The sequence below is a fragment of the Pseudomonas sp. 57B-090624 genome (assembly GCF_003234055.1).
GTDB classification, from domain to species: domain Bacteria; phylum Pseudomonadota; class Gammaproteobacteria; order Pseudomonadales; family Pseudomonadaceae; genus Metapseudomonas; species Metapseudomonas tohonis.
In genome coordinates, this window is sequence record NZ_QKRU01000005.1 from 1 (window position 1) to 12,253 (window position 12,253).

General features: G+C 65.5%; 9 protein-coding genes. 6 read left to right on the forward strand and 3 right to left on the reverse strand.

Features of this window, described 5'->3' with window-relative positions:
• The 6 genes from DMX10_RS03405 to hemE all read left to right on the forward strand — a co-directional run.
• The coding region (locus DMX10_RS03405) for a shikimate kinase (RefSeq protein ID WP_305888058.1) at positions 1-232 on the forward strand (232 nt) is incomplete at its 5' end.
• Positions 233-283: 51 nt separating this feature from the next.
• Positions 284-1,387, forward strand: a complete 1,104-nt coding sequence (gene aroB, locus DMX10_RS03410) for a 3-dehydroquinate synthase (protein ID WP_111259785.1) — start codon at positions 284-286, stop codon at positions 1,385-1,387.
• Positions 1,388-1,397: 10 nt separating this feature from the next.
• Positions 1,398-3,071, forward strand: a complete 1,674-nt coding sequence (locus tag DMX10_RS03415; protein ID WP_111259786.1) for an AAA family ATPase — start codon at positions 1,398-1,400, stop codon at positions 3,069-3,071.
• A gap of 253 nt (positions 3,072-3,324) precedes the next feature.
• Positions 3,325-7,770: a glutamate synthase large subunit gene (gltB, locus tag DMX10_RS03420; protein WP_111259787.1), complete on the forward strand. Its 4,446-nt coding sequence runs from the start codon at positions 3,325-3,327 to the stop codon at positions 7,768-7,770.
• 101 nt (positions 7,771-7,871) lie between these two features.
• The gene (locus tag DMX10_RS03425) at positions 7,872-9,290 is read left to right on the forward strand and encodes an FAD-dependent oxidoreductase (RefSeq protein ID WP_111259788.1); all 1,419 of its coding nucleotides are present in this window, start codon (positions 7,872-7,874) and stop codon (positions 9,288-9,290) included.
• 357 nt (positions 9,291-9,647) lie between these two features.
• Entirely contained in the window at positions 9,648-10,715 is a 1,068-nt protein-coding gene (gene hemE, locus DMX10_RS03430) for a uroporphyrinogen decarboxylase (protein WP_111259789.1), read from the forward strand.
• Positions 10,716-10,763: 48 nt separating this feature from the next.
• Here hemE and DMX10_RS03435 read toward each other — a convergent pair whose 3' ends face one another.
• The 3 genes from DMX10_RS03435 to DMX10_RS03445 form a co-directional block, all read right to left on the reverse strand.
• A complete protein-coding gene (locus DMX10_RS03435) occupies positions 10,764-11,267 on the reverse strand; it encodes a hypothetical protein (RefSeq protein WP_236204345.1) in 504 nt (167 codons plus the stop codon).
• Positions 11,268-11,407: 140 nt separating this feature from the next.
• Positions 11,408-11,635, reverse strand: a complete 228-nt coding sequence (locus tag DMX10_RS03440; protein WP_111259790.1) for a hypothetical protein — start codon at positions 11,633-11,635, stop codon at positions 11,408-11,410.
• A gap of 128 nt (positions 11,636-11,763) precedes the next feature.
• A complete protein-coding gene (locus tag DMX10_RS03445) occupies positions 11,764-12,210 on the reverse strand; it encodes an excinuclease (RefSeq protein WP_111259791.1) in 447 nt (148 codons plus the stop codon).
• Between the last annotated feature and the right edge of the window lie 43 nt (positions 12,211-12,253).

Sequence of the window (12,253 nt, forward strand, 5' to 3'; positions counted from 1 at the left end):
GGTCGTCTATCTGCATACCTCGGTTGAACAGCAGATCGACCGCACCTCCCGTGACCGTAACCGACCACTGCTGCGTACCGCTGATCCGGGGCGTGTGCTGCGTGACCTCATGGCCATCCGTGACCCCCTTTACCGTGAGATCGCCGACATCATCATCGAGACCGATGAGCGGCCTCCGCGTCTGGTGGTCCAGGAAATCCTCGAACGATTGCAGGCGCTGCCTCCCCGTTAAAGCAGGGGCCGAACTGCGCTATCCTAGTGCCCTTTTCATAGTGGGGGCCCCATGCGGACACTTCAGGTCGATCTTGGCGAGCGTAGTTATCCCATCCATATCGGCGCTGGCCTGCTGACGCAGGTCGAGCTTTTCGCGCCCCATATCGCCGGCAAGCAGGTGGCCATCGTCACCAACGAGACCGTCGCCCCTCTCTATCTCGAACAGCTGACCCGCACGCTTTCCGACTACAAGGTGCAGCCGATCGTCCTGCCCGACGGTGAAGCCTTCAAGAACTGGGAAACCCTGCAACTGATCTTCGACGGCCTGCTCACCGCCCGTCACGATCGCCGCACCACCGTCATCGCACTGGGTGGTGGCGTGATCGGTGACATGGCCGGCTTCGCGGCGGCCTGCTACCAGCGTGGTGTCGATTTCATCCAGGTGCCTACCACCCTGCTGTCCCAGGTGGACTCCTCCGTCGGCGGCAAGACCGGCATCAACCACCCGCTGGGCAAGAACATGGTCGGTGCCTTCTACCAGCCCCGGGCCGTGATCATCGATACTGCGACGCTGCGCACGCTTGCACCGCGCGAGCTCTCCGCCGGCCTCGCCGAAGTGATCAAATACGGCCTGATCTGCGATGAGCCCTTCCTGTCCTGGCTGGAAGAGCATATGGCTGCCCTGCGCAGCCTCGAACAGGAACCCCTGACCGAAGCCATCGAGCGCTCCTGCGCGGCGAAAGCCCGGGTCGTCGGGGCCGACGAGCGCGAGTCCGGCATACGCGCCACCCTCAACCTCGGCCACACCTTCGGGCATGCCATCGAGACCCACATGGGCTATGGCGTCTGGTTGCATGGCGAGGCGGTTTCCGCCGGCACCGTCATGGCACTGGAGATGTCCCGGCGCCTGGGTTGGATCAACGAAGAGGAGCGTGATCGTTCGGTCCGCCTGCTGCGCGATGCCGGCTTGCCCATCGTGCCGCCGGAGGAGATGACGCCCGAGCAGTTCCTCGAACACATGGCAGTGGACAAGAAGGTCCTCGACGGACAGCTGCGCCTGGTGCTGTTGCGCGCGATCGGCGAGGCCGTTGTCACTGCGGATTACCCGCGAAATATTCTGGACGACACCCTGAGCGCGGACTATCGCGCCCTGGCTGACCAGCTTGGAGAGTAAAAAGAGTCCCATGACCAGCCTGCACGCCGACGAGGCCTTCCTGGCCCACTACCAGTTCACCCACGACCCCTTCGCCGCGCGGGTACCCGGCTTCAAGTTCTATCCCGCCCAGCGCAAGCCGGTGCTTGGGCAGTTGCACCACCTGGCCCGCTACAGCCAGCTGCTGCTGGTGGTGACCGGTCCCCAAGGCAGCGGCAAGACGCTTCTGCGCCAGGCGCTGGTCGCCAGCACCAATAAGCAGGCGGTGCAAAGCGTGGTGGTTTCCGCGCGCGGCGCGGCCGAGGCGGGCGGCCTGATGCGCCTGGTTGCCCAGGCGCTGGGTGTTGCCCAGAGCGACGCGCGCTCGGTCCTCGCCCAGGTCGGCCAGCTCGCGCTGACCGGCCAGGAGGTCTACCTGCTGGTGGACGATGCCGAAGACCTCGACGACGCCGGTCTCGACAACCTGCTGACCCTGGCCGCTGGCAACAGCGAGGCTCGCCCGCATGTCTTCCTCTTCGCCGACTCCAACCTGCTGCCGCGCCTGGAACTGCTGGCCGATGGCGAAGAACGTTTCCACGCCATTGAACTTCTGCCCTACAGCGAGGACGAAACCCGCGAATATCTGGCGCAGCGGCTCGAAGGCGCCGGACAGGGGATTGAGCTGCTGACCGAGGAGCAGATCGAGGATATCCATCTGCAATCCGGTGGTTGGCCCGGCGGCATCAATCAGTCCGCTCGTGAACTGTTGGTCGAGGCCATGCTCGCCGAGCGGGGGGCCTCGCGCAAAGGAGGGTTCAGCTTGAATCTACCGAAGAAGCACCTGCTGGCACTGGGGGTCGTCGCCATTGGCGTCGTCGCGGCCCTGTTGATGCAGAACCGTTCGGACAGCCCGGCTTCCACGCAGCCCACGACCGCCCAGTTGCCCATGGGCCAGCAGCCGACGCCTGCCGGTGAAGCGCCCGCTGGCCAGCCCCAGGCACCGGCGGAAGCGCCCGCCGTGGAATTCGCCGGCTCCTCGCAGCCCCTGCCGCTGCCCCTGGTGGGCGAAGCCCAGCCGGTGATCCGCGAGCCGCTGGCGCAGGCGGCAGGCCAGGACGATCTCGATGAAGGGGGTGCCCAGCCTGGCTCCCAGGCGACCATTCCGCCGACCGTCACCACCGTCGCGCCGCCTGTGGGCGCTGTCGCCGGCACCGCTCCGGCCGTGCCGCCAGCTCCGGTGATCACCCAGCAGCCGGCCGTCAAGCCGATCCAGCCGATCGCCACTGCACCGACTTCCGCCGCGTCCGCCCCGGCTGCGGTGCCCACAGCGCCCGCCAAGCCCGCCGCTGCAGCCACGACTCCGGCCAAGCCGGCCGAGAAACCCGCTGCCAAGCCTGCTGCCGCACCGGCCGTGGCCGCTTCCGGTACTGCGTCCGCCGGTGCCGGAGATGGCTGGTATCGCTCCCAGGCCGGCGGTCATTACGCCGTGCAGATCCTCGGCACCAGCTCCGAAGGCAGCGCCAAGGCGTTCGTCCAGCAGAACGGCGGCGAGTACCGCTACTTCAAGAAGGTCCACCAGGGCAAGCCGCTGTACGTCGTCACCTATGGCAATTTCCCCAGCCGCAATGCCGCCCAGGCCGCGATCAAGGGGCTCCCCGCCAAGGTCCAGGCCGGCAAGCCCTGGCCCAAGAGCTTCGCCAGCATCCAGCAGGAAATCGCCCGCTGACAGCGGGCACCATCTCCCTCCCGCCTCCGTGACCGGAGGGTCGTTAGCACGACCTTCCGGTCTAATCCTTCGGTTTGGCGACATAAACTTTCACTTAATCGTCGCGAAGATTTGTGACGGACCAAGTGGATATGTACAATGACCTCCCTTTTGCCTGCGCAAAGCTGGCGCCTAGTCCTGCGCGTGTGGTAAGTGGTTGAACTACAAAGCAATTTTGCCTTTTTACCAAGGCAGTTCCTGGTGAGAGTTCCCTATGAAAGCAGGTCTGTACCATCCTGATGAGTTCAAGGATAACTGCGGTTTCGGCTTGATCGCCCACATGCAAGGCGAGGCAAGCCACCATCTTCTGCAAACCGCTATCGAAGCACTGACCTGCATGACCCACCGCGGCGGCATCAACGCCGACGGCAAGACCGGCGACGGTTGTGGCCTGCTGATCCAGAAACCCGACCTGTTCCTGCGTGCCACGGCCAAGGCCGAGTTCGCAGTCGAACTGCCTGCCCAGTACGCCGTGGGCATGGTCTTCCTGAACCAGGACCAGGCTCGCGCCGACGCCGCACGCGCCAACATGAACCGCGAGATCGAAGCCGCCGGCCTGCAGCTGATCGGCTGGCGCAAGGTACCGATCGATACCAGCGTCCTCGGCCGCCTGGCCCTCGAGCGCCTGCCGCAGATCGAGCAGGTGTTCATCGGTGGCGAAGGCCTCTCCGACCAGGAGATGGCCATCAAGCTGTTCAGCGCCCGTCGTCGTTCCTCGGTGGCCAACGCCGACGACAGCGAGCACTACATCTGCAGCCTGTCGCACAAGACCATCATCTACAAAGGCCTGATGATGCCGGCCGACCTGCAGCAGTTCTACCCGGACCTGGGTGACGAGCGCCTGCAGACCGCCATCTGCGTCTTCCACCAGCGCTTCTCCACCAACACCCTGCCGAAGTGGCCGCTGGCCCAGCCCTTCCGCTTCCTCGCCCACAACGGCGAGATCAACACCATCACCGGCAACCGCAACTGGGCCCTGGCCCGTCGCACCAAGTTCGCCAACGACCAGCTGCCCGACATCGACGAGCTCGGCCCGCTGGTCAACCGCGTCGGTTCCGACTCCTCCAGCATGGACAACATGCTCGAGCTGATGGTCACCGGCGGCATCGACCTGTTCCGCGGCCTGCGCATGATCATTCCGCCGGCCTGGCAGAACGTCGAGACCATGGACGCCGACCTGCGCGCCTTCTACGAATACAACTCCATGCACATGGAGCCCTGGGACGGCCCCGCCGGTGTCGTGCTGACCGACGGCCGCCACGCCGTCTGCCTGCTCGACCGCAACGGCCTGCGCCCGGCCCGCTGGGTCACCACCAAGAACGGCTACATCACCCTGGCCTCCGAGATCGGCGTCTGGGACTACAAGCCCGAGGACGTCATCGCCAAGGGCCGCGTCGGCCCCGGCCAGATCCTCGCCGTGGACACCGAGACCGGCCAGGTCCTGACCACCGACGACATCGACAACCGCCTCAAGTCGCGCCACCCATACAAGCAGTGGCTGCGCCAGAGCGCCGTGCGCATCCAGGCCAAGCTCGACGACGACCACGGCGTGGCCAGCTACGACAGCGACCAGCTCAAGCAGTACATGAAGATGTTCCAGGTCACCTTCGAGGAGCGTGACCAGGTGCTGCGCCCGCTGGGCGAGCAGGGGCAGGAAGCCGTCGGCTCCATGGGCGACGACACCCCCATGGCCGTGCTCTCGCGCCGCGTGCGTTCCACCTACGACTACTTCCGCCAGCAATTCGCGCAGGTCACCAACCCGCCGATCGACCCGCTGCGCGAAGCCATCGTCATGTCCCTGGAAATCTGCCTGGGCGCCGAGCGCAACATCTTCTCCGAGTCCCGCGAGCATGCTACCCGCGTGATCCTCAGCAGCCCGGTGATCTCCCCGGCCAAGTGGCGTGCGCTGATGAGCCTCGACCGCGAAGGCTTCGAGCGCCAGGTGATCGACCTCAACTACGACGAGTCCATCGGCCTCGAGGCCGCCGTGCGCAACATCGCCGACCAGGCCGAGGAAGCCGTGCGCTCGGGCAAGGTGCTGCTGGTCCTCAGCGACCGCCACATCGGCCCCGGCAAGCTGCCCGCCCACGCGTCCCTGGCCGTCGGCGCCGTGCACCACCGCCTGACCGAGCAGGGCCTGCGCTGCGACTGCAACATCCTGGTCGAGACCGCCACTGCGCGTGACCCGCACCACTTCGCCGTCCTGGTCGGTTTCGGCGCTTCCGCCGTCTACCCCTACCTGGCCTACGAAGTGCTGGCCGACCTGATCCGCACCGGCGAAGTGCTGGGCGATCTCTACGAAGTCTTCAAGCACTACCGCAAGGGCATCTCCAAGGGCCTGCTGAAGATCCTCTCGAAGATGGGCATCTCTACCATCGCCTCCTACCGCGGCGCGCAGCTGTTCGAGGCCGTGGGCCTCTCGGAGGAAGTGGTCGAGCTCAGCTTCAAGGGCGTCGCCAGCCGCATCAAGGGCGCGCGTTTCGTCGACATCGAGGCCGAGCAGAAGCTGCTCGCCTTCGAAGCCTGGAACAACCGCAAGCCGATCCAGCAGGGCGGCCTGCTCAAGTTCGTCTACGGCGGCGAGTACCACGCCTACAACCCCGACGTGGTCAACACCCTGCAGGCCGCCGTGCAGCAGAGCGACTACGCCAAGTACAAGGAATACGCCGCGCTGGTGGACAACCGCCCGGTGTCGATGCTGCGCGACCTGCTCAAGGTCAAGCTCGCCGACCAGCCCCTGTCGCTCGACCAGGTCGAACCGCTGGACGCCATCTTCAAGCGCTTCGACGCGGCCGGCATCTCCCTGGGTGCCCTGTCTCCGGAGGCCCACGAGGCCCTGGCCGAAGCCATGAACCGCCTCGGCGGCCGCTCCAACTCCGGTGAGGGCGGTGAAGACCCGGCGCGCTACGGCACCGTGCGCAGCTCCAAGATCAAGCAGGTCGCCACCGGCCGCTTCGGCGTCACCCCCGAGTACCTGGTCAACGCCGAAGTGCTGCAGATCAAGGTCGCCCAGGGCGCCAAGCCCGGCGAAGGCGGCCAGCTGCCCGGCGGCAAGGTCAACGGCCTGATCGCCAAGCTGCGCTACGCGGTCCCCGGCGTGACCCTGATCTCGCCGCCGCCGCACCACGACATCTACTCCATCGAAGACCTGTCGCAGCTGATCTTCGACCTCAAGCAGGTCAACCCCAAGGCGCTGGTCTCGGTGAAGCTGGTGGCGGAAGCCGGTGTCGGCACCATCGCCGCCGGCGTGGCCAAGGCCTATGCCGACCTGATCACCATCTCCGGCTACGACGGCGGCACCGGCGCCTCGCCGCTGACCTCCATCAAGTACGCCGGCAGCCCCTGGGAGCTCGGCCTCGCCGAGACCCACCAGACCCTGCGCGGCAACGACCTGCGCGGCAAGGTCCGGGTGCAGACCGACGGCGGCCTGAAGACCGGCCTCGACGTGATCAAGGCCGCCATCCTCGGCGCCGAGAGCTTCGGCTTCGGCACCGGCCCGATGGTCGCCCTGGGCTGCAAGTACCTGCGCATCTGCCACCTGAACAACTGCGCCACAGGCGTGGCCACCCAGAACGACAAGCTGCGCAAGGACCACTTCATCGGCACCGTCGAAATGGTGATGAACTACTTCACCTACGTCGCCGAAGACACCCGCGAGTGGCTGGCCAAGCTCGGCGTGCCGAGCCTGGGCGAGCTGATCGGCCGCACCGACCTGCTGGAAATGCTCCCCGGCGAGACCGAGAAGCAGGGCCACCTGGACCTGTCCCCGCTGCTGGGCAGCGACAAGGTCCCGGCCGACAAGCCGCAGTTCTGCGAAGTCGAGAAGAACCCGCCGTTCGACCAGGGCCTGCTGGCCGAGAAGATGGTCGAGATGGCCAAGGCCGCCATCGACGCCAAGAGCGGCGCCGAGTTCGCCCTCGACATCTGCAACTGCGACCGCTCCATCGGTGCCCGTGTCTCCGGCGAGATCGCCCGCGTGCACGGCAACCAGGGCATGGCCAAGGCGCCGATCACCTTCCGCTTCAAGGGCACCGCGGGCCAGAGCTTCGGCGTGTGGAACGCCGGCGGCCTGAACCTGTACCTCGAAGGCGACGCCAACGACTACGTCGGCAAGGGCATGACCGGCGGCAAGCTGGTCATCACCCCGCCCAAGGGCAGCCCGTTCAAGACCCAGGAGTCGGCCATCATCGGCAACACCTGCCTGTACGGCGCCACCGGCGGCAAGCTGTTCGCCGCAGGCACCGCAGGCGAGCGTTTCGCCGTGCGCAACTCCGGCGCCCACACCGTCGTGGAAGGTACGGGCGATCACTGCTGCGAATACATGACCGGCGGCTTCGTCTGCGTCCTCGGCAAGACCGGCTACAACTTCGGCTCGGGCATGACCGGCGGCTTCGCCTACGTGCTCGACCTGGACAACAGCTTCGTCGACCGGGTGAACCACGAACTGGTCGAGATCCAGCGCATCAGCAACGAGGCGATGGAGGCCTACCGCAGCCACCTGCACAGCGTGCTGGCCGAGTACGTCAAGGAAACCGAAAGCGAGTGGGGCGCCCACCTGCTGGAGAACCTGGACGACTACCTGCGCAAGTTCTGGCTGGTCAAGCCGAAGGCCGCGAACCTCGCCTCGCTGCTCTCCAGCACCCGAGCCAACCCGCAATAACAAACGCCCAGCTCGGCAGGCCCCATCGGCCTGCCGGGTACCGTGATGAGTCTTGCAGCTTGCAGCTTGTAGCTTGCCGCTGCTGTTAAGAGGTTTTTCAAATGACTGAACGTCTGAACAACGACTTCCAGTTCATCGAGGTCGGGCGCAAGGATCCGAAGAAGAAGCTGCTGCGCCAGCGCAAGCGCGAATTCGTCGAGATCCACGACCTGTTCAAGCCGCAGCAGGCGGCTGACCAGGCGCACCGCTGCCTCGGTTGCGGCAACCCCTATTGCGAGTGGAAGTGCCCGGTGCACAACTTCATTCCGAACTGGCTGAAGCTGGTCTCGGAAGGCAACATCCTGGCCGCCGCCGAACTGTCCCACCAGACCAACACCCTGCCGGAAGTCTGCGGCCGCGTGTGCCCGCAGGACCGCCTCTGCGAAGGTGCCTGCACCCTCAACGACGGCTTCGGCGCGGTCACCATCGGCTCGGTGGAGAAGTACATCACCGACACCGCCTTCGCCATGGGCTGGCGTCCGGACATGTCCAAGGTCAAGCCCACCGGCAAGCGCGTCGCCGTCATCGGCGCCGGCCCGGCCGGCCTCGGCTGCGCCGACATCCTGGTGCGCAACGGCGTGACCCCGGTGGTGTTCGACAAGAACCCCGAGATCGGTGGCCTGCTGACCTTCGGCATCCCCGAGTTCAAGCTGGAAAAGACCGTGATGAGCCGCCGCCGCGAGGTCTTCACCGGCATGGGCGTCGAGTTCCGCCTGAACACCGAGATCGGCAAGGACGTCACCATGCAGCAGCTGCTGGATGAGTACGACGCCGTGTTCATGGGCATGGGCACCTACACCTACATGAAGGGCGGCTTCCCGGGCGAAGACCTGCCGGGCGTGCACGACGCGCTCGACTTCCTCATCGCCAACGTCAATCGCAACCTCGGCTTCGAGAAGGCGCCGGAAGACTTCATCGACATGAAGGGCAAGCGCGTCGTCGTCCTCGGTGGCGGCGACACCGCGATGGACTGCAACCGCACCTCCATCCGCCAGGGCGCCAAGTCCGTGACCTGCGCCTACCGCCGCGATGAGGAGAACATGCCCGGCTCGCGCAAAGAGGTGAAGAACGCCAAGGAAGAGGGCGTGAAATTCCTCTTCAACCGCCAGCCCATCGCCATCGTCGGCGAAGACAAGGTGGAAGGCGTCAAGGTGGTCGAGACCCGTCTCGGCGAGCCGGACGCCCGTGGCCGTCGCAGCCCCGAGCCGATCCCGGGCTCCGAGGAAATCATCCCGGCGGAAGCCGTGCTGATCGCCTTCGGCTTCCGCCCGAGCCCGGCCCCCTGGTTCGAGCAGTTCGACATCCGCATCGACAGCCAGGGCCGCGTCGTCGCACCCGAGCAGAACGCGTTCAAGCACCAGACCAGCAACCCGAAGATCTTCGCCGGTGGCGACATGGTCCGCGGTTCCGACCTGGTGGTGACGGCGATCTTCGAAGGCCGCAACGCTGCCGAAGGCATCCTCGATTATCTGGGGGTCTGAGCCTGAAGCCTGAAGCTGGAAGGGGCGTAGGGTGGATGCCGCTCTTTGCATCCACCGGCGGTGCCAACCCGGGCTCCGCTTCAAGCTCGTAGGGTGGGTAGAGCGTAGCGAAACCCACGCGCAGCGGAGTCCGGCATGACCGCGAATGGTGGACCGGTGAAGCGTGGTCCACCCTACGCCCGGGCTGCTCAAACAAATGAGCCCAGGGGGTAGCGCTCTCCGTCGATCCCCAGACGCTTCCAGCTTTGTAGGCTTTCAGCGCGTCAAATGGTCGCGATAGACAAAAGGCACGGCCCCCGCCGTGCCTTTTGCGTTGGGCTTTGCGAAAATGCCCGCACTTTTTCGTTGGACACTGCCATGACCGTCTTGAAGAACGACCGTTTCCTCCGCGCCCTGCTCAAGCAGCCCGTCGATGTCACCCCCGTCTGGATGATGCGCCAGGCCGGTCGTTACCTGCCGGAATACCGGGCCACCCGCGCCAAGGCCGGTGACTTCGTCAGCCTGATGAAGAACCCCGAGCTGGCCTGCGAGGTCACCATCCAGCCGCTGGACCGCTACCCGCAGCTGGACGCGGCGATCCTCTTCTCCGACATCCTCACCATCCCCGACGCCATGGGCCAGGGCCTGTACTTCGAGACCGGCGAAGGCCCGCGTTTCAGGAAGGTGGTCGGCAGCCTGGCCGACGTCGAGGCCCTGCCGATCCCCGATCCCGAGCAGGACCTGGGCTACGTGATGGACGCCGTGCGCAACATCCGCCGCGAGCTGAACGGCCGCGTGCCGCTGATCGGCTTCACCGGCAGCCCCTGGACCCTCGCCACCTACATGGTCGAAGGCGGCTCCAGCAAGGATTTCCGCAAGTCCAAGGCGATGCTCTACAACGATCCCCAGGCCATGCACGCCCTGCTCGACAAGCTGGCGAAATCAATCATCGCCTACCTCAACGGGCAGATCCGCGCCGGCGCCCAGGCGGTGCAGATCTTCGACTCCTGGGGCGGCAGCCTCTCGGCGGCGGCCTACCAGGAGTTCTCCCTGGCCTACATGAAGCAGATCATCGACGGCCTGATCCGTGAGCATGACGGACGTCGCGTGCCGGTGATCCTGTTCACCAAGGGCGGCGGCCTGTGGCTGGAATCCATGGCCGACAGCGGCGCCGAAGCACTGGGCCTGGACTGGACCTGCGACATCGGCAGCGCCCGTGCCCGCGTCGGTTCCAAGGTCGCCCTGCAGGGCAACATGGACCCGGCGGTGCTCTACGCCAACCCCGCCGCCATCCGCGCCGAAGTGGGGCGCATCCTCGCCGCCTACGGCCAGGGCAGCGGCCAGGTGTTCAACCTCGGCCATGGCGTCACCCCCGAAGTCGACCCGGCCAACGCCGGTGCCTTCTTCGAGGCCGTCCACGAGCTGTCGGCGCAGTACCACCGCTGAGGGGCACCCGCCCATGAAAAAGGCCGCTGATGCGGCCTTCTTTCTTTCTCAGTTCACCTTTATCAGTTCCGCCCTGCGGTCCTCGGGGATCTGGTCGATGGTGAGCAGCGTCAGGTCCTTGCCGCCGGCCTGGCCGACCAGCTGGTTGCCCAGGTCCGCCGCGGTGTTCTCCGGCAGCTTGTACATCGCGCCGGTCAGCGGGTCGACGATCAGCATGCCGATCAGGCCGCCGAACAGCAGGTTGCCCCAGTACCAGCCGTTGAGGCTCGAATTCAGCTTGATCTCCTGGTCGGCGAAGCCTTCCTTCTTGAAGGCGATGGTGTAGTTCGCCTTCTTGAAGTAGCCGCGGCCGGATTTCAGCGTCACCGTCCCCGGCGTGGTGCCGCTGTGGATGACTTTCCCCGTGCTGTCCTTGATCTCGAAATTCGCCCCCACCGGCGTGCTGCTCACCGATACCGGATAGGCGCTGTCACTGACGATGCTGGCGCACCCGGAAAGCAGCGTGGTGGAGAGGGCGAACGAGAGAAACAGGTTCCTTTGGAAATTGCGCAAGATCAGCTCCTTGTCGTCTTGGCGTGTGCCCGGGCCCTGATGGCTTTTCGCGTTGCGCGTGGGCAGCGGCACTATACGGAGATGGCAAATTGATGTCATCTGCGCCGTTCATCGACAAGGAGCGTCTATCTCCGCCGTGCTCAGGAAAGGCGGATATCGCTTATCCCCAGCAGCTCGGCCTGCTGGACCACTTCCTCCGCACTGGCGTCCGCCGGCGGCATCACCAGGCTGTTCTCGGCATCGGCGAAATGCAGCACCAGCAGGTGCATGGCGGCTTCGCCGGGGTCGGGCCGCTGGTCCAGCTCCAATTCATGGCGTCGTGGTTCGTTGTGGAAGCGGTAGTGGATGGTGAAGGTCTGCTGGGGCATCCCGGGTCTCCTCGAGGGCAGGGTCGGTCTCGATTGAGTTGACTTTCCGGTCAGCTAATTCGTTCAGGGCATTTCCCGCGCCCATGAAAAAGGCCGCTTGCGCGGCCTTCTCCAACAACTCCAGCGGCTTACTTGATGCTGGCAAGCTTACCTTTGAGAGCAACGCCGGCCATGATGGCACCCGCGTGGCATTCGTACTTGGTGGCGTCCTTGTATTCCTTGTTCTTGTAGTTGCTGGCGATGTCCACCACCGCGTTGGCGCCGGCCGCCTTGGCCGCGTCCTGCAGGCGGATCAGGGCGGACTGCAGCACCCAGCGGCAGGCTTCCTCGTCGCTCTTGTTGAAGGCGTTGGTCTTCTGGCTGGTGGTGATGTTGGGGTTGATCACCGTCACCTTGCCGGCGGGGGTGTTGCCGGCCAGGAAGAACTTCACGCTGCCATCCAGGCGGCCCGCCTGCACGGCCTCGGTGACCACGGTGTTGAAGTCGAGGAAGTGTGCGGTGTCACGGGCCTGGCTGATGCCGGGCAGAACAGCGGCGGACAGTACAGCAACAGCGGTCCAGGTCTTGAGGCTCATGGTCGTCTCCTTGACGGTCTTGTTGGGATATCGGTTGTTTTCT